The organism is Klebsiella sp. CN_Kp091, from assembly GCF_040065095.1.
In the GTDB taxonomy this organism is placed as follows: Bacteria; Pseudomonadota; Gammaproteobacteria; order Enterobacterales; family Enterobacteriaceae; genus Klebsiella; species Klebsiella aerogenes.
The window spans coordinates 15371-37240 of record NZ_JBEAIO010000035.1 but is presented as its reverse complement, the minus strand read 5'-3'; the positions used below and the strand labels follow the sequence as shown (position 1 = coordinate 37240).

General features: G+C 57.0%; 24 protein-coding genes. 17 read left to right on the top strand and 7 right to left on the bottom strand.

The features are described from left to right. The first annotated feature begins 4 nt into the window (after positions 1-4). Genes ddpX through ABLV17_RS13800 form a run of 6 tightly spaced genes read left to right on the top strand, consistent with a single transcriptional unit; the run spans position 5 to position 6045 of the window. Positions 5-586, top strand: a complete 582-nt coding sequence (ddpX, locus tag ABLV17_RS13825) for a D-alanyl-D-alanine dipeptidase (RefSeq protein WP_308957877.1) — start codon at positions 5-7, stop codon at positions 584-586. Beyond that, positions 583-2145 (top strand): ABC transporter substrate-binding protein, encoded by a 1563-nt coding sequence (locus ABLV17_RS13820; RefSeq protein WP_113374610.1) that lies wholly within the window; start codon positions 583-585, stop codon positions 2143-2145. The genes ddpX and ABLV17_RS13820 overlap by 4 nt, the downstream gene beginning before the upstream one ends. Before the next feature lie 60 nt (positions 2146-2205). Next, positions 2206-3225 (top strand): ABC transporter permease, encoded by a 1020-nt coding sequence (locus tag ABLV17_RS13815; protein ID WP_015370098.1) that lies wholly within the window; start codon positions 2206-2208, stop codon positions 3223-3225. A gap of 3 nt (positions 3226-3228) precedes the next feature. Continuing rightward, on the top strand, positions 3229-4119 hold the full coding sequence (ddpC, locus tag ABLV17_RS13810; RefSeq protein WP_213317242.1) for a D,D-dipeptide ABC transporter permease: 891 nt from the start codon (positions 3229-3231) through the stop codon (positions 4117-4119). Beyond that, positions 4119-5108 carry an ABC transporter ATP-binding protein gene (locus ABLV17_RS13805; protein ID WP_213793429.1) on the top strand — a complete coding sequence of 330 codons (990 nt, stop codon included), beginning with the start codon at positions 4119-4121 and terminating at the stop codon, positions 5106-5108. The genes ddpC and ABLV17_RS13805 overlap by 1 nt, the downstream gene beginning before the upstream one ends. Beyond that, positions 5101-6045 carry an ABC transporter ATP-binding protein gene (locus ABLV17_RS13800; RefSeq protein WP_015370095.1) on the top strand — a complete coding sequence of 315 codons (945 nt, stop codon included), beginning with the start codon at positions 5101-5103 and terminating at the stop codon, positions 6043-6045. Before ABLV17_RS13805 ends, ABLV17_RS13800 begins: the two co-directional genes overlap by 8 nt. A gap of 322 nt (positions 6046-6367) precedes the next feature. On the opposite strand, the gene ABLV17_RS13795 is transcribed toward ABLV17_RS13800, so the two are convergent. Then, complete coding sequence (locus ABLV17_RS13795) at positions 6368-7888, bottom strand: aldehyde dehydrogenase family protein (RefSeq protein ID WP_015703226.1); 1521 nt, start codon at positions 7886-7888, stop codon at positions 6368-6370. Between the two features lie 265 nt (positions 7889-8153). On the opposite strand from ABLV17_RS13795, the gene ABLV17_RS13790 reads away from it, so the two are divergent. Further along, complete coding sequence (locus ABLV17_RS13790; protein WP_271032912.1) at positions 8154-9935, top strand: sigma-54-dependent Fis family transcriptional regulator; 1782 nt, start codon at positions 8154-8156, stop codon at positions 9933-9935. Here ABLV17_RS13790 and ABLV17_RS13785 read toward each other — a convergent pair whose 3' ends face one another. Both ABLV17_RS13785 and ABLV17_RS13780 read right to left on the bottom strand, forming a co-directional pair. After that, the gene (locus ABLV17_RS13785; RefSeq protein WP_271032911.1) at positions 9936-10532 is read right to left on the bottom strand and encodes an undecaprenyl-diphosphatase; all 597 of its coding nucleotides are present in this window, start codon (positions 10530-10532) and stop codon (positions 9936-9938) included. A gap of 59 nt (positions 10533-10591) precedes the next feature. Beyond that, positions 10592-11530 carry a LysR family transcriptional regulator gene (locus ABLV17_RS13780; RefSeq protein ID WP_271032910.1) on the bottom strand — a complete coding sequence of 313 codons (939 nt, stop codon included), beginning with the start codon at positions 11528-11530 and terminating at the stop codon, positions 10592-10594. 102 nt (positions 11531-11632) lie between these two features. Between ABLV17_RS13780 and ABLV17_RS13775 the strand changes: the two genes are divergently transcribed. From ABLV17_RS13775 to ABLV17_RS13765, 3 genes are all read left to right on the top strand, one after another. Beyond that, positions 11633-12238, top strand: a complete 606-nt coding sequence (locus tag ABLV17_RS13775) for an NAD(P)H-dependent oxidoreductase (RefSeq protein WP_087858673.1) — start codon at positions 11633-11635, stop codon at positions 12236-12238. Positions 12239-12316: 78 nt separating this feature from the next. Next, a complete protein-coding gene (locus ABLV17_RS13770) occupies positions 12317-12616 on the top strand; it encodes a metalloregulator ArsR/SmtB family transcription factor (RefSeq protein ID WP_015370089.1) in 300 nt (99 codons plus the stop codon). Between the two features lie 9 nt (positions 12617-12625). Beyond that, entirely contained in the window at positions 12626-13147 is a 522-nt protein-coding gene (locus tag ABLV17_RS13765) for a rhodanese family protein (protein WP_271032909.1), read from the top strand. Here the strand turns inward: ABLV17_RS13765 and lpxO are convergent. Beyond that, entirely contained in the window at positions 13144-14046 is a 903-nt protein-coding gene (lpxO, locus tag ABLV17_RS13760) for a lipid A hydroxylase LpxO (protein ID WP_045395192.1), read from the bottom strand. The genes ABLV17_RS13765 and lpxO overlap by 4 nt on opposite strands. A 208-nt stretch (positions 14047-14254) precedes the next feature. On the opposite strand from lpxO, the gene ABLV17_RS13755 reads away from it, so the two are divergent. Continuing rightward, positions 14255-14434, top strand: a complete 180-nt coding sequence (locus ABLV17_RS13755) for a hypothetical protein (RefSeq protein ID WP_087858676.1) — start codon at positions 14255-14257, stop codon at positions 14432-14434. A 40-nt stretch (positions 14435-14474) separates the two neighbouring features. Here ABLV17_RS13755 and stpA read toward each other — a convergent pair whose 3' ends face one another. Next, a complete protein-coding gene (stpA, locus tag ABLV17_RS13750; RefSeq protein ID WP_213793435.1) occupies positions 14475-14876 on the bottom strand; it encodes a DNA-binding protein StpA in 402 nt (133 codons plus the stop codon). Positions 14877-15579: 703 nt separating this feature from the next. On the opposite strand from stpA, the gene alaE reads away from it, so the two are divergent. Continuing rightward, positions 15580-16029 (top strand): L-alanine exporter AlaE, encoded by a 450-nt coding sequence (gene alaE, locus ABLV17_RS13745; RefSeq protein ID WP_015370082.1) that lies wholly within the window; start codon positions 15580-15582, stop codon positions 16027-16029. 64 nt (positions 16030-16093) lie between these two features. Here alaE and ABLV17_RS13740 read toward each other — a convergent pair whose 3' ends face one another. Then, positions 16094-16456, bottom strand: a complete 363-nt coding sequence (locus tag ABLV17_RS13740; protein WP_015370081.1) for a DUF2002 family protein — start codon at positions 16454-16456, stop codon at positions 16094-16096. Between the two features lie 149 nt (positions 16457-16605). On the opposite strand from ABLV17_RS13740, the gene ABLV17_RS13735 reads away from it, so the two are divergent. Continuing rightward, positions 16606-16953 carry a DUF883 family protein gene (locus ABLV17_RS13735; protein WP_015370080.1) on the top strand — a complete coding sequence of 116 codons (348 nt, stop codon included), beginning with the start codon at positions 16606-16608 and terminating at the stop codon, positions 16951-16953. Between the two features lie 76 nt (positions 16954-17029). Here the strand turns inward: ABLV17_RS13735 and ABLV17_RS13730 are convergent, their stop codons facing one another. Then, positions 17030-18388: a PLP-dependent aminotransferase family protein gene (locus tag ABLV17_RS13730; RefSeq protein ID WP_308957878.1), complete on the bottom strand. Its 1359-nt coding sequence runs from the start codon at positions 18386-18388 to the stop codon at positions 17030-17032. Positions 18389-18478: 90 nt separating this feature from the next. On the opposite strand from ABLV17_RS13730, the gene ABLV17_RS13725 reads away from it, so the two are divergent. The 4 genes from ABLV17_RS13725 to nrdE all read left to right on the top strand — a co-directional run bounded on the left by ABLV17_RS13725 (position 18479) and on the right by nrdE (position 21863). After that, positions 18479-18910 carry a carboxymuconolactone decarboxylase family protein gene (locus tag ABLV17_RS13725; RefSeq protein WP_308957879.1) on the top strand — a complete coding sequence of 144 codons (432 nt, stop codon included), beginning with the start codon at positions 18479-18481 and terminating at the stop codon, positions 18908-18910. A gap of 183 nt (positions 18911-19093) precedes the next feature. Next, positions 19094-19339, top strand: a complete 246-nt coding sequence (nrdH, locus tag ABLV17_RS13720; RefSeq protein ID WP_308957880.1) for a glutaredoxin-like protein NrdH — start codon at positions 19094-19096, stop codon at positions 19337-19339. Continuing rightward, on the top strand, positions 19336-19746 hold the full coding sequence (nrdI, locus tag ABLV17_RS13715) for a class Ib ribonucleoside-diphosphate reductase assembly flavoprotein NrdI (protein ID WP_015370076.1): 411 nt from the start codon (positions 19336-19338) through the stop codon (positions 19744-19746). The genes nrdH and nrdI overlap by 4 nt, the downstream gene beginning before the upstream one ends. Continuing rightward, entirely contained in the window at positions 19719-21863 is a 2145-nt protein-coding gene (nrdE, locus tag ABLV17_RS13710; protein WP_348854331.1) for a class 1b ribonucleoside-diphosphate reductase subunit alpha, read from the top strand. The genes nrdI and nrdE overlap by 28 nt, the downstream gene beginning before the upstream one ends. The last annotated feature ends 7 nt before the right edge of the window (positions 21864-21870 follow it).

The following is a 21870-nucleotide window of genomic DNA, read 5'->3' as shown; positions in this document are numbered from 1 at the left end:
TTCGATGAGCCATCTTTCCCTGGTGGATATCGCCGCGCGTTTTCCCACGCTGCCTGTCGACCTGAAATACGCCACCGCAGATAACATTACCGGCCAACCGATTTATCGCGAAGCCCGCTGCCTGCTGCACCCCGACGCGGCCGCCGCGCTGGAGAAATCTATCGCCATCGCCGCGCTGGCGGGCTATCGCCTGCTGGTGCTTGACGCCTATCGTCCACAGCGCGCCCAGCAACTGCTGTGGAATGCCTGCCCGAACCAGGATTATGTCGTACCGGCCAATATCGGCTCCAACCACAGCCGCGGCACCGCCATCGACGTAACGCTACTCGATGAACACAACAACCTACTCGACATGGGCACCGCCTTTGACGAAATGGACGATCGCTCGCATCCCTACCACCCGGCGGTAGCGCAGGAGGCCCAGCGCAATCGCCTGTTGCTGAACGCCATTATGTTCGGCGGCGGATTTAAAGGTATTACCACGGAATGGTGGCACTTCGAACTACCGGACACGGCCGGTTATCCGCTACTCGATGATGTTTTCGCCTGTTTCTCCCCCGCTCAGATTGACGGAGTTTCACCATGAACATGACTCGCCCAGCATCCGTAGGTTTTCGCCCGTTACTGTTAGCCGCCGCGCTCTGCGCCGCTGTCCCCTCCGCCTTTGCCGCGGTGCCGAAAGATATGCTGGTGATAGGCAAAGCCGCCGACCCGCAAACGCTCGACCCGGCCGTCACCATCGATAACAACGACTGGACGGTGACCTACCCGGCCTATCAGCGGCTGGTCAAATACAAAACCGATAATGGCAAAGGTTCAACCGATGTCGAAGGCGATCTCGCCGAAAACTGGCAGGCCTCCGACGACGGCAAAACCTGGACCTTCACTCTGCGCAAAGGCGCGCAGTTTGACGACGGCTCGCCGGTGACGGCAGAGGCGGTCAAACTCTCTTTCGAACGGCTGATGCGCATTAAACAGGGGCCATCGGAGGCGTTTCCCAGCGGGCTGAAGGTGGATGCCGTCGATCCGGCCACCGTTCGCTTCACGCTGCCGGAATCTTTCGCGCCGTTCCTGCATACGCTCGCCAATGACGGCGCCTCCATCATTAACCCGGCGGTGCTGAAAGCCAACGCCGCCGATGACGCCCGCGCCTATCTGGCCGAGCACACCGCGGGCTCCGGCGCGTATAGCCTGCAGCGCTGGCAGAAAGGGCAACAGTTGGTGCTGGTGCCCAACCCGCACTTCAGCGGCAACAAGCCGGCCTTTAAGCGCGTCACGGTGAAAATCATCGGCGAAAGCGCCGCCCGTCGTCTGCAGTTGACCAAGGGCGATTTGGATATCGCCGATGCCCTGCCGGTCGATCAGTTCGCGGCGTTGAAGAAAGAGGACAAGGTCGCGGTCTACGACTACCCGGCGCTACGCGTCACCTACCTGTATCTCAACAACAGTAAAGCGCCGATGAACCAGGCGGATCTGCGCCGCGCGGTGTCGTGGGCAACGGACTATAAAGGCATGGTCGACGGCATTCTTGGCGGTAACGGTAAGCAGATGCGCGGGCCGATCCCCGATGGCATGTGGGGCTACGACGCCAGCGCCATGCAGTATTCATTAGATCCCGACAAAGCCAAAGCGGCGCTGGATAAGGTGGCGGATAAGCCGAAAACGCTGACGTTCCTCTACTCCGATAACGATCCGAACTGGGAGCCTATTGCGCTCTCCACTCAGGCCAACCTGCAGGCGCTGGGTATCCAGGTCAAGCTGGAGAAACTGGCCAACGCCACCATGCGCGAGCGTGTGGGTAAAGGTGATTACGACATCGCTATCGGTAACTGGAGCCCGGATTTCGCCGACCCCTATATGTTTATGAACTACTGGTTCGAGTCGGACAAAAAAGGGCTGCCGGGAAACCGCGCATTCTACGACAACCCGCAGGTTGATGCGTTATTGAAACAGGCGGTCGCCACCACCGATCAGGCGGCGCGAACCAAAGATTATCAGCAGGCGCAAAAGACCGTCATTGATGACGCCGCCTACGTCTACCTGTTCCAGAAAAACTATCAGGTCGCCATGAACAAAGAGGTGAAAGGCTTCGTTTTCAACCCGATGCTTGAGCAGATTTACAATATCGCCGACATGCACAAGTAGCGGGCCGTCTCTCCATCTTGTCTGGTCGGGCCGTCGTAGGCCCGGCCGAGGAGCGCCATCATGAGTTTCTGGGGTTTAATACGACAGCGCTGTTGGGGGCTGATTTTAGTCGTCGCCGGCGTCTGCGTGATTACGTTTATTATTTCGCACCTGATTCCCGGCGACCCGGCGCGGCTGCTGGCGGGCGATCGCGCCAGCGATGAAATCGTCCGCCATATTCGCCAGCAGCTGGGGCTGGATTTACCGCTATGGCAGCAGTTTGCCCGCTACGTTGACGCCCTGCTCCACGGCGATCTCGGCACCTCGATTCGCACCGGCCGCCCGGTCCTGGAAGATTTGAAAACCTTCTTCCCGGCGACGCTGGAGCTGGCCTTTTGCGCGCTGCTGATTGCCCTGCTGGTCGGTATCCCGCTCGGCGTGCTGTCGGCGGTATACCGCAATCGCTGGACCGATCACCTGGTGCGCCTGATGGCGCTGACCGGCATTTCAACCCCGGCGTTCTGGCTCGGTCTCGGAGTGATCGTGCTGTTTTACGGCAAGCTCGATTGGCTGCCCGGCAGCGGCAGGCTCGATGACTGGTTCGATCCGCCCACCCGCGTCAGCGGCTTTTATCTGCTGGATTCACTACTGGAAGGCAATATCGAGGTCTTCTTCAATGCCCTGCAGCACCTCATTTTGCCGGCGGCCACCCTTGCCTTCGTTCATCTTGGCATCGTCGCCCGGCAGATCCGCTCGGCGATGCTCGAACAGCTCAATGAGGATTACATTCGGACCGCGTTGGCCAGCGGCCTGCCGAAATTCACCATTGTGGTGCGCTATGCGCTACCCAACGCGCTGATCCCCTCCATCACCGTGCTCGGGCTGGCGCTGGGCGATCTGCTGTACGGCGCGGTGCTCACGGAAACAGTGTTCGCCTGGCCGGGGATGGGCGCCTACGTGGTGTCTTCGATTCAGGCGCTCGATTTCCCCGCCGTGATGGGCTTCGCCATCGTGGTCTCCTTTGCTTACGTACTGGTCAATCTGGTAGTCGACCTGCTCTATTTATGGATCGACCCGCGCATGGGTCGGGGAGAAAGCTAAGTGATGATGACTCAGGAACAACCGCTTCCACGGCCAAAGGCTGAAAAAAGCGGCCACTGGAAGCGTCGTTGGTGGTTGATCCGCCAAAGTCCTCTAACGCTAATTGGCGCGGCGATCATGCTGATCATGCTGTTTTTAATGATCTTCTCGCCGTGGCTGACGCCGCACGATCCTAACGCTATCAACCTTGCCGCGCGTCTGCAGGCGCCGTCGTTCGCTCACTGGTTTGGTACCGACGAGGTCGGCCGCGATCTGTTCAGCCGCGTGCTGATCGGCAGCCAGCAGTCGGTAGCCGCCGGGCTGGTGGTGGTATTGATCGCCGGGATCAGCGGCTCGCTGCTGGGCTGTCTCTCCGGGGTGCTTGGCGGGCGCAGCGACGCGCTGATTATGCGTCTGATGGACATTATGCTGTCGATTCCGTCTCTGGTGCTGACCATGGCGCTGGCGGCGGCGTTAGGTCCGAGCCTTTTCAACGCGATGCTGGCGATCGCCATCGTGCGTATTCCATTTTACGTGCGGCTGGCCCGCGGCCAGACGCTGGTCGTGCGTCAGCATACTTTCGTCGAGGCCTCGGTGACGTTTGGCGCCTCGCGCTGGCATCTGATCAGCTGGCATATTCTGCGTAACGCCCTGCCGCCGCTGGTGGTGCAGGCCTCGCTGGATATCGGCAGCGCGATCCTGATGGCCGCCACGCTCGGTTTTATTGGCCTCGGCGCCCAGCAGCCCACTGCGGAGTGGGGCGCGATGGTCGCTAACGGCCGCAACTACGTACTCGATCAGTGGTGGTACTGCGCCTTCCCCGGCGCGGCGATCCTGATCACCGCCGTCGGCTTTAACCTGTTTGGCGATGGCATTCAGGATCTGCTGGATCCCAAAGCCGGAGGGCGTAACTAATGGAAAATCGGGTCTTAACTATCGATAACGTTCGCCTGAGTTTCCCGGTCTATCAGGGCCAGGTCAACGTGCTGAATAATATCTCGCTGCACATCGATCGCGGCGAAATCGTCGGCGTGGTGGGCGAGTCGGGTTCTGGTAAATCGGTGACCGCGATGCTGGCGATGCGCCTGCTGCCTGCCGGCAGCTACCACATTCATAGCGGCGCTATCACCCTGATGGGTCACGATATGCTCAACCTGACGGAAAAAACGCTACGCGATATTCGCGGCAGTAAGGTCGCGATGATTTTTCAGGAGCCGATGACCGCGCTAAACCCTACCCGACGCATCGGTAAGCAGATGGTAGACGTCATTCGCCAGCACCGTCCCATGTCGATGCGTGAGGCGCGCGCACGCGCCGTCGAACTGCTGGCGGATATGCAAATTGCCGATCCGCAAAGCGTGCTCAAGCGCTATCCCTTCGAACTCTCCGGCGGCATGCGCCAGCGGGTGATGATCGCTATCGCCTTTTCTTGCGAGCCCGACCTGCTGATTGCCGACGAACCAACCACCGCGCTGGACGTCACCGTGCAGCGTCAGGTGCTGCGCCTGTTAAAGCAAAAGGCCCAGGCGACCGGTGCCGCCGTGCTGTTTATCAGCCACGATATGGCGGTGGTCTCTCAGGTGTGCGATCGGCTGTACGTCATGTACGCCGGCGCGGTCATTGAAAGCGGCAACACCGGGGAAGTGCTGCAGCAGCCGCAGCATCCCTACTCTATCGGCCTGTTAAACAGCGCCCCCGATAATGGCGAACCGCGCGCGCCGCTACGTTCTATTCCCGGCACCGTGCCGAATCTGGCGCGTCTTCCTGCCGGCTGCGCCTTCCGCGAACGCTGCTTCGCCGCGGGTGAAGCCTGCGGTATCACCCCCACGCTGCAGGCTCATGGTAGCGCCGCCGATAGACAGGCTGCCTGCTGGTACCCGCAACGGGAGAACGCCCATGTCTGAGACGCTATTAACCCTCAATGATGTGCACCTGACCTTTGCCGCGCAGAAAAACTGGCGCGGGAAAGTCATCGAACGCGTCTATGCGCTAAATGGTCTGGATATGACAGCCAGGCGCGGCGAAACCTTAGGGATCGTTGGCGAATCCGGCTGTGGAAAAAGCACCCTGGCGAAGCTACTGATGGGCATGTTAAAGCCCTCTTCCGGCCACTTCACCCGCGCGCCGGCGCGCGGCGAAAACCAGAGCGGACGCATGCAAATGGTGTTTCAGGATCCGCTCTCATCGCTGGATCCGCGGCTACCGGTCTGGCGCACCATCACCGAACCGGTGTGGATCCAATCGCGCATGCCTGAAAAGGCGCGTCGCGATCTCGCCGAGCAGCTGGCGCTACAGGTGGGGATCCGTAGCGAATATCTCGATCGGCTGCCGCACGCTTTTTCCGGCGGCCAGCGCCAGCGTATCGCCATCGCCCGCGCGCTCTCGTCACAGCCGGAGATAATCGTGCTCGATGAGCCGACTTCGGCGCTGGATATCTCGGTGCAGGCGCAGATCCTTAATCTGCTGGTCGAACTGCAGCAGCGGCAGAATCTCACCTACGTGCTGATTTCGCATAACGTCTCGGTGATACGCCATATGAGCGATCGGGTGGCGGTGATGTATCTCGGGCAAATCGTTGAGATGGGGGAGGCCCGGCAGGTACTGGATAATCCCGCGCATCCTTATACCCGGCTATTGATGGAGTCGGTACCACGCATCGGTTCGCCATTAGGCGAAGGTGTGCGCAATACCGAACTACCGGGTAACCGCCGGCTGCCGACGGGCTGCTACTTTCGGGAACGCTGTCCTTACGCCAGCCAGGGCTGCGAACGGCCGCAGCCGCTGGAGGCACAAGCGAATGGCGCGCAGGTCCGCTGCTGGAAAGCGCAAACAATAAGATGAGACCGGGCGCCGCCCGGTGCTACTGTTATCGGTTTGCAACGGTTTTGTGTACGGAAAACATGTGCTTTGTGTTAATTCAGAGCACATTGCGCTCCCGATATTTCTTCTGCGTTATGGCTCTCATGGTGCAGAGAGCGCACAGACCGTAGGCCGGATAAGGCGAAGCCGCCATCCGGCGCAAAAGCGGCGCCTTATCCGCGGATATTGCCCGGCGGCGCTGCGCTTGCGCGGGCCTACAGATCCAGTGCAATGGGTGGCCCAGTGCTATAGGTAGCCCGGGGAAGGCGGTTACGCCGCCCCCGGGTTAGCCGTTATAAATTAATCAGAACAGCCCCAACGGCGCGGTGCCGTAGCTTACCAGCAGGTTTTTGGTCTGTTGATAGGCTTCCAGCGCCATTTTGTGGGTTTCTCGCCCGACGCCGGACTGCTTATAGCCGCCAAACGCGGCATGCGCCGGATAAACGTGATAGCAGTTGGTCCACACTCGACCGGCCTTGATGCCACGCCCCATGCGGTACGCCAGGTTAGTATCCCGCGTCCACACCCCAGCCCCTAAACCAAACTGCGTCTGGTTCGCGATAGCCAGCGCCTCCGCCTCGTCCTTAAAGGTAGTCACGCCGATGACCGGGCCAAAGATCTCCTCCTGGAAGCTGCGCATCTCGTTGTGCCCTTTAATCAGCGTCGGCTGAATATAGAAGCCGCTATCCAGCTCGGCGGTAATGCTCGCCCGATCGCCGCCGGTGAGGATCTGCCCGCCTTCATCACGAGCGATCTTGATATACGACAGGATCTTATCGAACTGCTGACGTGATGCCTGAGCGCCGATCATCGTTTCGGTATCAAACGGATCGCCGCGACGGATCTGCATCACTTTCGCCATTACCCGCTCCATAAACGGCTCGTAGATCGATTCATGGATCAACGCGCGCGACGGACAAGTACAGACTTCTCCCTGATTGAAGAAGCCCAGTACCAGCCCTTCCACCGCCTTCTCGATAAACTCCTCCTCGCCATCCATTACGTCGGCAAAATAGATATTCGGCGATTTGCCGCCCAGCTCAACGGTACAGGGAATAATATTCTCCGCCGCGCAGGCCATAATATGACGGCCTACCGGCGTCGAGCCGGTAAAGGCGATTTTAGCGATCCGCTTGCTGGTGGCCAGCGCTTCGCCGGCCTCTTTGCCAAAGCCCTGCACCACGTTCAACACCCCTGCCGGGAAGAGATCGCCGATAATTTCCATCAGTAAAGTAATACTCAACGGCGTCTGCTCCGCCGGTTTTAAGACCACGCAGTTGCCTGCCGCCAGCGCGGGCGCCAGTTTCCATGCCGCCATCAGCAGCGGGAAGTTCCACGGAATAATTTGCCCCACCACGCCTAACGGTTCGTGGAAATGATAAGCCACGGTGGTGTCGTCAATTTCGGCGGTACTGCCTTCCTGCGCGCGCAGACAACCGGCGAAATAGCGGAAATGATCGACCGCCAGCGGCAGGTCGGCGTTCAGGGTTTCGCGGATTGGTTTGCCGTTATCCCAGCTCTCCGCTACCGCCAGATACTCCAGATTCTCCTGAATGCGGTCGGCGACCTGTAGCAGAAGATGAGAACGCTGCTGTACCGAGGTTCGCCCCCAGGCGTCCGCCGCCCGGTGTGCCGCATCAAGGGCCAAATCGATATCTTTGGCGTCGGAACGGGGAAACTGCGCAATGTTGCTCCCATCGACGGGAGAAGTATTCATGAAATATTCGCCGCTTAACGGCTCGACGAATTTACCGTCTATGAAGTTGCCGTAGGCCGATTTGAATGAAACCAAAGCGCCCGGTTTGCCAGGATGAACATAACGCATAGCAATCTCCTTCTGTAGGGTTAAGGCGCAGCGGCGTGGTGGTTTTTGCTATTGTCCGCTGCACGCTTTTTCCTGTAGCAGGAGTTATGCCAGGTTTGCGTACTTCACATAAAATTCATAATTTCCAAATAATTACATATATCCCTCTGCCGATTCGCGTCCTCTTTGTCGCACAGGATCCCGCTTCTGTGTTGCGAATCGCAACACCAAGAAAACCAAATTGCTACAATATTGCAACACAAACCAGCCGACCACGAGGTGCGCCGTGCAAGGAAATCCGTTCACTATCACCCCCGAGGCGCAGTCCAGCACGCTGCTGAGCGACTCCTGGCAACGCAGCCAGCGTTATGGCCTGCAGCCAACGAGCGACGAATTTCCGCGCCTGCGCGGTGGTGAACTGGCCGACGTGCTGGAAAGCAACCGCAGCCTACAACGGCTGGCGCAACCGGTGGCGACGCCGCTGGCGCAACGTGCCGCCGGGCTGCAATCGGTAGTGATTCTTTCCGATGCCAGCGGGCTGGTACTCCAAACCTTCGGCAATAGCGCAGCGATGAAAAAAGCGCAAAGCTTCGCGCTGGAGCCAGGCAATATCTGGAGCGAAAGCGGTCGCGGCACCAACGCTATCGGTACCGCGCTGGCGATTGACGACAGCTGCGAAGTCGAAGGCCGCCAACACTATTTAACCCGTAATCAGGATTTGTATTGCGCGGCGGTTCCCCTACAAAGCCCCGATGGCCAGATTGCCGGGGCGCTGGATATTTCCGGCCCGGCGCATATCCCGCATCCCCACTCTCTGGCGTGGATTAAAGAGGCGGCCAAACAGATTGAATATCTGTGGGTGAAACAGAGCCTGCATCCGCAGCAGTGGTTAATGAGCCTGCACTCGCGGGTGCAGAAGCTCGATAGCGCCGAAGAGCTGCTGCTGGTCTTCTCCGATAACCTGCTGACCGCGGCCAATCGGCTGGCCATTCGCGAACTGGGCCTGCAGTCCGGTCAGATAGGGCAAATGACCTTCCAGCAGTTGTTCCCCCGCCTGACGCAAACGGCGGTTAGCGTGCCGCTGCCGATGACCTTCCAGCAACGTGGCTACTACTACCGCCTGCGTGCGCCAACCTGCACCAGCGTCGCTGTCCCCGCGCAACCAGCGCTTAACCTGCCGTTTTGCCCGTCCGGCGAAGGCGAGAAAATGGTCCGCCTGCTCAATGCCGGTATCGCGCTGTGTATCGAAGGAGAAACCGGCTGCGGTAAAGAGTTCCTCAGCCGCGAACTACATGCACATAGCCGCTGGCGCAGCGGTAAATTCGTCGCCATCAACTGCGCGGCCATCCCCGAATCGCTGATTGAATCGGAGCTTTTCGGTTATCAGGCGGGCGCTTTTACCGGCGCGAATAAAAACGGCTATATCGGCAAAATTCGCGAAGCCGATGGCGGGGTGCTGTTTCTCGATGAAATCGGCGATATGCCGCTGGCTCTGCAAACCCGTCTGCTGCGGGTGCTGCAGGAAAAAGAGGTCATGCCGCTGGGCGGGAATCGCAGCGCGCCGGTAAACTTCGCCTTGATTTGCGCCACCCACCGTCATCTCGCACAGCGCGTCGCCGAAGGCGCATTTCGCGAAGACCTGCTCTATCGCCTGCGCGAGTATGCTTTTACCATCCCGCCGCTACGCCAATGGCCTGAACTCAAGCAGTTTATTCCAGCGCTGTGGCGCTCGCTTGGCGCGGCAGAACGCCATATCACTCTCTCCGATGCCCTGATTAATCAACTGACATTATGCCGTTGGCCGGGTAACGTGCGTCAGTTGCAAAGCCTGCTCAAAGTTCTGTTGGCGCTGGCGGACGATGGCGAATGCCTGGGCGTCGCGGCGCTGCCGGAGGAGTATCAAAGCGCGCCGCAAACCAGCGCTCCAGGCGGGCTTCAACAACATGATGCAAAGCTGATTGCCGATACGCTGGCCAGCTTTAACGGCAACGTGAGTAAAGCGGCGCAGGCGTTAGGCGTCGCGCGCAGCACGCTGTATCGGCGGGCCGCGCGCGTACAAAGGAAGTGACTACGGCGTAAAGCGCGCCGGCAGCCAGGAGAAGAGACGGCGACTCAGCGCTTCGCACAAGGCCACTAGCGTCTGCCCCAGCCGTTGCCAGACCACTTTCGCCACGCAGACGCCCAGTGCTGAAATCAACGCCGCGCCCAGCATATCCAGCGGGAAATGGACGCCGAGAAAAATACGCGCCCACGCCACCGGCAGCGCCGCCGCCAGCACCAGCAGCCCCATGCCGCGCAGGCGTAATGATAGCAGCGCGAAAGCGGCGCTGAACATCACGGTGCCGTGATCGCTTGGGAAAGAGTTATCCGCCGGGTGGCTTATCCAGGTATGGCCCAGCGGGATCATAAACGGCCGCGGATGGAACCACAGCGTTCCGCAGGCAAACCCAAGCCCTAACGCTATCAAAATCGTCATGGCGCAAAACAGCGCCTGTCGATGTCCCTGACGACCGCCGAGGAACCATAATCCCAGCAATATCGCCGGCACTATAAGGATAATCCAGCTGGCGGAGAATCGCGCCAGCAGCAATAGGCTGTCCGGCGTACCAGGCCCGGCATTCAGCGCGAGGAAGGCGCTCTGGTTAAACGTTTCTAACAGGTTCATGGCGAGTTCTCGTCACAGTCATCATGCTGTCATTATCGCCAGAATACCTTAAGCCAGGATTAACCTGGCGCTGAAGAATCCTCCTGGTTTTCTCCACCAGCTAACTGCTGCGGCAGCCGCGCCAGCAGTTCATCTACCACTACGCGAATTTTCTGCGGTACCCATGCCGCTTCCGGCCAAACGGCGCTAATCGCAAAACTGCCGCTGACGGACGACGGCAATATTTGCTGAAGTTCTCCCCGCGCTATCTCGTCTGCCACCAGCCAATCCGGCAGCCAGGCGATTCCCAGTCCGCTTTTCGCCGCCGCGGCGATGGCGGCGAAATCATCCATTGCCAGCCCGGGCTGCGGGCGGAACGCGAGCGCCGCTCCCTGCGCATCGCGCAGATGCCATTTCTGCATCTGCCCGGCGTAGAGATAGCCAATGGTAAGATGCCCGTGTAGTTCTTCCGGCGCCTGCGGCGCTGGCCGATGTCGTAGATATAACGGCGATGCGCAGAGAATCATGCCATGCTGGCCTAAACGCCGGGCCTTAAGAAAGCTGGAGTCGCTCAAGGTGCCGATCCGTATCGCCATATCGAATCCTTCTTCAAACAGATTGACCTGGCGGTCGCTAAACGACAGCTCGAGCTTAAGCTCAGGATAACGTTGGCTAAGAGGAAACAAGATCGGCGCCACGCAGCGCTGGCCAAACAGCACAGGCAGGCTGATTCGCAGTCGCCCTTGTACCTGGGTTTTTCCACGCTGTATTTCATTTTCCGCATCACGCAGGTTATCCAGCGCCCGGCGGGATTGTAGATAAAAAACCTCGCCTTCTTCGGTCAACGCCTGCCGGCGAGTAGTGCGCTGGAACAACGCGACGCCGAGCCGCTGCTCCAGCCGGGAAATCGTCTTGCCGACGGCGGATCGCGTCACGTTTAGCTTCTCTGCGGCTTGCGCAAAGTTACCGCATTCGACGACGGCGACAAATACCGGGATCGCGTTCAAGTCACTGCGCATTGATTGGTTCCTGAGTGGATACAATTATAAAAAATAATGTCACTACTGGAGAAAAAAAGACAGTGTTACCCTGCGGACCATCAACTTTATGAGGAGTCCGTCATGAGTAACGTATTGATTTTAAAATCCAGCATCAACGGCCCGGCGTCGCTAACTAACCAGCTAATAGATGAATATATGCAGATTCGCCGCGAAGCCGGCCATCAGGACTCGGTTGTCGAACACGATCTGACCACCCTCGCCTTGCCGAAACTCGATGGCGCGCTGTTTGCCGCGCTGCGCGGCGCGCAAGATACGCGCCCGGCGATCCAGCAAGGAGTTGCCCTCTCTGATTCACTCATCGCCGAGTTAAAGGCTAGCGATCTGCTAGTGATCGGCGCGCCGATGTATAACCTCAACGTGCCAACCGATCTCAAAAACTGGTTCGATCTGGTGGCGCGAGCGCGGGAAACCTTCCGCTATACCGAGACCTGGCCGCAGGGGCTGGTTGAAGGCGTGCGTGCGGTGGTTATTAGTTCGCGCGGCGGCGTCCATGACGGGCAACCCAGCGATGCGGTCACCCCTTACCTGCGCGCGGTGCTGGGATTGATGGGGATTAGCGACGTCGAATTTATCTATGCTGAAGGGATGGATATTCGCCCGCACGGCCGCGACGCGGGCATCGCCCACGCCCGCCAGCATATCGCCAGGGCCGCTCAGCTGGCGTGAGATCCGCTGCTTCTGCGGGCTGGTAAAGGGTCTGCTTTTATTTTAGAATAATCTAAATTTAGAAAAGACTAAAATAAAATGACCACAGCACAACAACTGCAGGCCAGCGCCGGGGAAGCCGCTGTCCTGCTGAAAGCGATGAGTAATCCCCACCGGCTACTGATTCTGTGCATGCTTTGCGAAGCCCCGCGTACAACCGCGGGAGAACTGGCGCAAATCACCGGCCTGAGCCCTTCAGCCACCTCTCAGCACCTCGCGCGAATGCGTGATGAAGGGCTAATCGACTGCGAACGCGATGCGCAGCGCCTGCGCTATTTCATTACCCATCCCGCCGTTCAGCAGGTCATCGCCACGCTGAAAACCATCTACTGCCCGTAAGGAGTCCTTATGAGTATCGCCACCGTTTCAGCCAGCGAAGCCCAGGCGCTAATCGCCCAGGGGGCGCGGCTAATTGATATCCGCGCTGCCGACGAATATGCCCGCGAGCATATTCCGGCGGCGACGCTGCTGCCATTAGAGCAACTGACTCACGGCGCAGCGCTCAATATGCAACCGGGCGACATCATCATTTTTCACTGTCAGGCCGGCTCACGCACGCAAAATAACGCCAGCCTTCTGGCCGCCGCCGCCGCGCCCGCGCAGGTTAAGCTACTGGCTGGCGGTATTCAGGCATGGCGAGCGGCGGGTTTGCCGATAGTCGAAGATAAATCCCAGCCGCTGCCGCTAATGCGCCAGGTGCAAATCGCCGCCGGCGCGCTGATTTTGCTGGGAGTAGTGCTGGGATACGCCGTCAACAGCGGCTTTTTCTTGCTGAGTGGTTTCGTTGGCGCGGGGCTCACTTTCGCTGGCCTCACCGGTTTCTGCGGCATGGCGCGCCTGCTGGCGGTCATGCCGTGGAACCGACGTTAAAACGCCTGCCAGATGAGTAGCGCAATGCCGCCGAAAAGTAGCCATTTGACGATGTAGTAAACCGTTTTATTCCATTTTTTCAATCGCTTGCCGACAATGCGGATTTGATAAATGTAGCGGAAGCTGCGGTTAATCCCGCCAGTACGGTCGCCGATATCATTCGGCGCGGCGGCGGCGCTCATTAAATTTCGCCCCAGCCAGTGGTTCACCTTCTGCGCCCAACGGTAACGCATGGGCCGTTCGATATCGCAAAACAGAATCAGCCGGTTCTCACCGCTGGTATTTTCCGCATAGTGAATATAGGTTTCGTCAAAGAGCACACCTTCGCCATCGCGCCAGCTATAGCGTTCGCCGTCCACTTCAATAAAACAGCGATCATCATTCGGCGTCGCCAGCCCAAGATGGAAACGCAGCGACCCGGCATAAGGATCGCGGTGGCGAGGCAAACGGCTACCATCGGGTAACGTGGCGAACATCGCAGCTTTAACCGAAGGAATACCGCGCAGCAGCTCGGTCGTTTTTGGACACAGCTGGCTGGCGGAGGGATGTGCATCTTCATACCATTTCAGGTAAAACCGTTTCCAACCGGTTTTAAAGAATGAGTTAAATCCGGCATCATTATATTTTTCCGCCGCTTTTATTTGCTCCAGTCGCTGCAGGTTAATCCCCTCTTCACGAATAACCAGCCAGTTCTTTTGTAATATCGCAAGCTCCGGAAACGTTTCAGGACGCAGAAACGGGGTGTTCGGCACACGTGAAAAGAGGTACATAAACCCGTTAAGTGGGGCAGTAAAAGTTGAATGGTCTGAAAGCTGACGCCAGAAACGATAGCGAACTTTTCCGCGATAATGGACGTAGAGCACAGCAATTATAATAATCAGTAAAATGATATACTTCATATTCGCTTATCTGACCATGTTCTGTTTTGAATCATTCCGCGCCAGCAGTATAAGTTTCCCTCACCGCAGCGCCACAAAAACCATTAACAAAGATAATACATCTACCCATAAATTGTTTTAACAAAAAGCAGCACGACCATTGAATCCGTCAGCGTCGTTGAGCTATCGTTTAGGTTCTTAGTTGTTACCCATGCTCAGGAGAAACACCATGTTTGCAACAGGCGATCTGGTACAACCGCGCGTCGGCGGGCCAAAATTGAAGGTAGTGGAAGTGAATGGCGATAGTCTGATCGTTGTTCAGGCAAGTAACGAACAGGGTGAGAAGTTTACTCTGAAAGCGGTTGATGTCACGCCTTATACAGAAGAAGGCGATTTCGGCGTCTGCTAAGTAAAACGGTGGGTTTCCCCACCGTTGAAACAAACGTTGTTTAAATCAGGAAGCTCTCAAGCGATTTCCCTTGCGCGACAGCCAAAGCGATCGGCTTCGGCATACGTCCCTGACCAGTCCAGGTTTTTTCTGCGCCGGTATGATCGGTATAACGATATTTAGCCGGGCGCGGCTGACGTTTTTTACTGCTTTTCGCCGGGGCCATTTCATGCAGCGCTAATTCATCAGGTGAAATACCATCAGCAACCATTAATTCCAACCAGGTATTAATTTTTTCCTGATATTCCGCCTGCTGCTGTTGCATCTTCTGCTGCTCTTCACGTTTTTCTTCAGTGACGATCCTGAGTTTTTCCAGCATCTCTTCAAGCACGTCAGTGGAGAATTCACGCGCCATAGCACGCAGTGAGCGAATATTATTCAGTTTTTGTAACATAAAAGACATAAAGATCAAAAATCCCAAATCGAAAAAATAAAACAAGAATTACCTGGGCAGTTTAATATATATGTATATATATTTCCAGCCTTTGATTATTCAAATAAATATGAACAGGTTTGCGCCCATAGACTCGCTAAAGTTTATTGGCGGTTAATATCGAAATAGAACACAAACTCTGACTAGCGCAGATGAATAATGCATAGCGCGACATAATAATATATTTATAGCCACGTCAGTGAGTTATAAAATCATCGCCCATGCAGGGGAACGCCAATGGCTTTGTGGTAATGAATTAAAATTCATATAATCAGAATAAAACACACACTTCGCATGCAGCAGTAAATGCTGGAAAATCGGCATTTATACGGTAAATAACGCCAATGGTGACCACTATCACATAACGCAATCAGGCCTCCGCTTTATCAACCCTACTTCTCCTGCCATGCGTACTCGCCACCTGACAAAACAAAATCATATCTAATTGATATTAAACGACATAATCAATTAAAGGAACAAAAGTAGCGCAAGCTGAGAAAAACGCCAGTTCACAGAGTGTTTTATCGACAAAAAGGCGATAAATAAAAATTTATAGCTAGTTGTCACTTACAACACAGAGATATACTCTACACACATCAAAACAGGCAGCCCAAAACCGCTACACCATGCGCACTTTTCGGCGTTATTGACTTCATTTTCGAGGAGCATACCGATGTTCTCTGCTCAATCCCGCTTGCGTCATGCGGTAGCAGACACCTTTGCAATGGTGGTCTACTGCACCGTTGTCAACATGATGATCGAAATTTTCCTCTCCGGAATGACCTTTGAGCAGTCGTTATCTTCACGACTGGTCGCGATCCCGGTCAACATTATTATTGCAGTGCCTTATGGTTTCTATCGCGACTTCGCCATGCGCCAGGCGCGCCGGATCAGCACCTCGGGATGGATGAAAAACATTGCTGATGTCGTCGCGTATGTGACTTTCCAGTCACCGGTGTATGTATTGATTCTGTTGTCGGTAGGCGCGGACTGGCATCAAATTGCCGCCGCGGTCAGTTCAAACATTCTGGTATCAATGATGATGGGCGCGGTGTACGGCTACTTCCTCGACTTCTGCCGCCGCCTGTTCCGCGTCAGCCCTTATCAGCAAGCTAAAGCCTGATCCCCCTCTTTCGGCGACTGGTCGCTGCCAGTCGCCTGCTTCAAAGCAGCCCGCATTAGACTATTCAGCCGTGAGACATCTGCGGCTGCGCTTCGCCAAACAGCCCATTCAGAAAACGCTCAAGCGCCATCCGCGAACTAAAACCATGTGGAATGCCGTAATGCTGCTGCGCATCACCCGCCAAATAGAGCGGGAACTGTTCATAATGGTCACAAGTTTTAATCTCGCTGGCAGGTTCAGCCAGTGAATTACTGCGCTCTTTAAGCGCCGGATGAATAACTAAAGCGGTACGCCCCATGCGCGCTTCGCGGTTCACATATACATAATTATCGCCACGGCGATATCCATACGCTTTTTGTGTCACAACATCCATGGTGAAGCCGGCTTTTTCAAGAACACGCGCCACCTCATCGGGTCTTAAATACATACTGATTCCTCGTTATCTTTTACCGCACATTTACCTTACCTTATTCACGAATAGCAGCGCTTTCAGAAAATTCCATAAACTCCCGCAAAAGCATAATGCAAAATCATGTCCTACACTTAATCACTCGAATGGAACAAAGGGAGAAACCAATGGCTAACCGTGTGAACCGCAACGACATTGATGAAAGCGCCGAGGATATTCATAACGAAGTCAGCCAATTAGCGGATACGCTGGAAGAAGTGCTGAAATCATGGGGTAGCGATGCGAAAGATGAAGCTGAGAACGCGCGTAAAAAAGCGCAGTCGCTGCTGAAAGAGACGCGCGCCCGCCTGAACGGCAATACCCGCCTGCGCCAGGCAGCCTATGATACCGTTGAACGCGCCCGCGATGCCGCCGGCTGCGCCGACAGCTACGTGCGTGATAAACCCTGGCAGAGCGTTGGCGCCGCCGCCGCCGTTGGGGTGTTTATTGGCGTTTTGCTTAATTTGCGTCGATAATAGTATCGATAGACTACATGTGAAGATAACAAATACGCGTCTAACCCTGCGTCCCAATGGTGCGCAGGGTTTTTTATTATTCCACGCTGGCCAGCGCTTGTTTAAGTTCGCCTACGACTTCACGTGCCATCACCGCCGACGTGATATTCGTAAAACTCATCAATAGCCCGCCCTCACCACGGCTAAGCATGCGCCAGTCGCTCAACGCCTGCACCGCCAGCCCGGCATGTTGGCAGCGACGGGCCTGCTCGCGATCGTCCCCCTTTACCGCCATCACCAGTTGAATCCCGCCGGACTGCGGTACCACCTGAAAACCCTGCGACTGCAGCGCCGACTCCAGCCACTGCCTGCGCAACGCGTAGCTGGCGCGCATTTTTTTTAGATGACGCCAGAAATGCCCGTCATTGATGAAGTCCGCTAACGTCTGCTGCCATAAGGTCGGTACATTACAATGGCTCAATTCGGCCTGACGGCGAAACCGCGCCGCCAACGGCAGCGGAACCACCAGCCAGGCAGTGCGCAGCGCGGGAAACATCGATTTACTAAATGACCCGGCGTACAGTACCCGCTGCGGCGCATCAAGGCTTTTCAGCGGCGGTAGCGGCTTCCCCTGATAGCGAAATTCACTGTCGTAGTCATCTTCAATAATCCAGCTATCGCGCTGCGCCGCCCACTGTAATATCTGTCGACGTCTCTCCAGCGATAGGGCCACGCCGAGCGGGCTTTGATGCGCTGGAGTTAACAGCGCAAAGCGCGCCTGAGGATAGTGTGCCTGCGCCCAGTCGATATTCATTCCCTGTTGGTCAACCGGTACCGGATCGATATTGACCCCCGCCGCGCTAACCACCGGGCGAATGAACGGATATCCCGGATCCTCCATCCACATATGCTGCCCCGGCTGCGCAAGGGTACGCAAAATCAACGCCATCGAGGCCGCATAGTTGCCGCTAATCACAACCTGCTCCGGCTGGCACTCAATGCTGCGCGACAGGCGTAAATAGTCGACAATCGCCTGACGGAGAACCGGTTCGCCGCAGGGATCGCCGGGCGCGAGGTCGAAGCGCGATTGCGTCCGTAGCCGCCGCCCCATCACCCGCGCCCACAGCCCGCGCGGGAAAAGATCCAGTGCCGGCAACCCCATTTGAAAAGGCTGCGGCGCGGAGGATCCCCGGCCCGTCGCCGGTCGCTGAGCCGTGACCTGCCGCGGGCTCAGCCGCTCGCTGACAAAAGTGCCCGCCTGGCCGCGGCGCTCCAGCCAGCCCTGGGCCACCAGCTCGCCCCAGGCATTTTCAATTGTCGCCCGCGATACGCCAAGCTCCTGCGCATAAACTCTGCTCGCGGGCAGACGGCTTCCCGGCGCCAGCTCGCCATTCTCAATCGCTGATTTCAGCTGGCGGGCGATACGCTGGTAGTGCGGCACTTTTTTGGCTTCCATTATGGTCTGCTTTTTTCATCACAATATGGCTATCTAATGCAGTCCATTATAGTGCTATTTTGCCCGGGTCTTAGAGAGGAGAACTGCAAGATGACCACATTACGTCAGCCGTATAGCGAACTTAGCCCGGAAATCTATAAGGGGTTGGTTCAGGCCAGCATAGCGCTGGAAAAAAGCGAATTGGGCAGCACGATGGTGGAGCTGGTCTATTTGCGGGTGTCGCAAATTAACGGCTGCGCTTTTTGCCTTGAGATGCACAGCAAAGCGCTACGCAAAGCCGGCGTTGACCAGAGCAAACTGGATGCGCTGGCAGGCTGGCGCGTAAGCGCCCATTTCAGCGCCGCGGAACGCGCGGCCCTCGCATGGGCGGAATCGGTAACCGATATCGCAACCAGCCACGCCGAAGATGAGGTGTACCTGCCTTTAGAAGAGCATTTTACGCCCCGCCAGATTAGCGATTTAACCTTCGCCATCAGCCTGATGAACGCCTTTAACCGTCTGGCGATCGCGATGCGGATGTAATTTTCGCGTATCAACTTCCCTCCCCCGCCAGGCTAGTTGGTGGGGGATAACTTATCGAAAAACTCTATATATTGCGTGGTTGAAGTTTTAAATAACTACATCTAGTATTTCCTGAACGGTAAGCCCATAACGTTCGGCGCGATGTTTTACGCCGTCTTGTTATCTTAAATGGAAATACTAATCATGCGCATTATTATTTACACTCGAAGTGACTGCGTGCAATGCCATGCCACCAAACGCGCGATGGAGAGCCGCGGTTTCGCCTTCGATATGGTCAACATCGACCAACACCCGGAAGCCATCGACATGCTGCGCGAGCAGGGATTCCAGCAATTACCGGTGGTGATGGCCGGGGAAACCCGCTGGTCTGGCTTCCGCCCCGATATGATTAATCGCCTGCGTCCCGCCGCGGCTACGGCCAGCCTATGAGCCTCATCGTCTACTTCTCCAGCAGCTCTGAAAATACGCATCGCTTTGTGCAGCGTCTGGCGCTGCCTGCCGTGCGCATTCCGCTCAACGAGCGCGAGCGAATTCAGGTAGACGAACCCTATATTCTCATCGTCCCCAGCTACGGCGGCGGCGGAACGGCAGGCGCCGTGCCGCGCCAGGCGATCCGCTTTTTAAACGACCCGCATAATCGCCGGCTGATTCGCGGCGTCATCGCCGCCGGTAACCGTAACTTCGGCGAGGCCTATGGCCGGGCGGGAGAGGTCATCGCGCAGAAATGCGGCGTGCCGTATCTGTATCGTTTTGAGCTGATGGGTACCCAGCAAGATGTCGACAACGTGCGTAAAGGAGTAAGCGAATTTTGGCAACGACAACCGCAGAACGTGTAACCGCCGGGGCGTCTGATTTCCACGCCCTCAATGCGATGCTGAACTTATACGACAGCAATGGCCGCATTCCCCTGGAAAAGGACCAACAGGCGGTCGAAGCATTTATCCATAGCCACGTGCGCCCCAACAGCGTACCGTTCGCCGGGCTGGAGGAGAAACTGCAATGGCTGAGCGACGAAGGTTATTATGATCCGGCAGTGCTGGCCCGCTATGAACGTCGTTTCGTGCTGGCCCTCTTCGCCCACGCGCATCAACACGGTTTTCGCTTCCGTACTTTCCTCGGCGCGTGGAAGTTCTACACCAGCTATGCCTTACGCACTTTCGACGGCAAACGCTACCTGGAGCATTTCGCCGACCGCGCCTGCATGGTGGCGCTGACCCTGGCGCAGGGCGATGAAACCCTGGCGCGACAGCTGGCCGACGAGATCCTCTCCGGGCGCTTTCAGCCAGCGACGCCGACCTTCCTCAACGCCGGTAAACAGCAGCGCGGCGAACTGGTCTCCTGCTTTCTGCTGCGTATCGAAGATAATATGGAGTCTATCGGCCGGGCGGTGAACTCCGCCCTGCAGCTGTCGAAACGCGGCGGCGGCGTGGCGTTCCTGCTCTCCAACCTACGCGAAGCGGGCGCGCCGATTAAACGTATCGAAAACCAATCCTCCGGGGTGGTGCCGGTGATGAAAATGCTGGAAGACGCCTTCTCTTACGCCAACCAGCTGGGAGCGCGTCAGGGAGCCGGCGCGGTTTACCTTCACGCCCATCACCCCGATATTTTGCGCTTCCTCGATACCAAGCGGGAAAACGCGGATGAAAAGATCCGCATTAAAACCCTGTCGCTGGGGGTAGTCATTCCGGATATCACCTTCCAGCTGGCGAAAGAAGACGCGCAGATGGCGCTGTTCTCTCCCTATGACGTTGAGCGACTGTACGGCAAAGCCTTTGGCGATATCGCCGTCAGCGAGATGTATGCGCAACTGCTCGCCGACGACCGCGTTCGCAAACGCTGGATCCGCGCCCGCGATCTGTTCCAGCGGCTGGCGGAAATTCAGTTTGAATCCGGCTATCCGTACATCATGTTCGAGGATACGGTGAACCGCGCCAACCCGATTGCCGGTCGCATTAATATGAGCAACCTGTGTTCGGAGATCCTGCAGGTCAACAGCGCCTCCACCTTTGACGAAAATCTCGATTACGCCACCGTTGGCGAGGACATCTCCTGCAACCTCGGCTCGCTGAATATCGCCCACGCTATGGATTCGCCGGACTTCGCCCGCACCGTCGAAGTAGCGGTCCGCGGCCTGACGGCGGTCTCCGATATGAGCGATATCCGCTCGGTACCCTCGGTGGCGGCGGGTAACGCTGCATCGCACGCCATCGGCCTTGGACAGATGAACCTGCACGGCTATCTGGCCCGTGAGGGGATCGCCTACGGCAGCCCCGAAGGGCTGGACTTCACTAATCTCTACTTCTACACCGTCACCTGGCACGTCTTGCGCACCTCTATGGCGATGGCGCGCGAGCGCGGCGTGCGTTTTGCCGGGTTTGAGCAGTCGCGTTACGCTAGCGGCGACTATTTCCAGCAGTATTTGCAGGGTGACTGGCAGCCGAAAACCGCCAGAGTACACGAACTGTTCACCCGTGCGGGGATAACCCTGCCCGATCGTGAGATGTGGCGACAGCTACGTGACGACGTGATGCGCTACGGCATTTATAACCGCAATTTGCAGGCGATACCGCCGACCGGTTCGATCTCCTACATCAATCATGCCACCTCCAGCATTCATCCGATTGTGGCGAAAATCGAGATCCGCAAAGAGGGAAAAACCGGCCGCGTGTACTATCCGGCGCCGTTTATGACCAACGACAATCTGGCGCTGTATCAGGATGCCTGGGAAATTGGCCCGCAGAAAATTATCGATACCTATGCCGAAGCCACGCGACATGTCGATCAGGGGCTGTCGCTGACGCTGTTCTTCCCTGATACCGCCACCACCCGCGATATCAATAAAGCGCAAATTTACGCGTGGAAGAAAGGTATCAAGACGCTGTATTACATTCGCCTGCGCCAGCTGGCGCTGGAAGGTACCGAAATCGAAGGCTGCGTGTCCTGCGCGCTGTAAGGAGAAC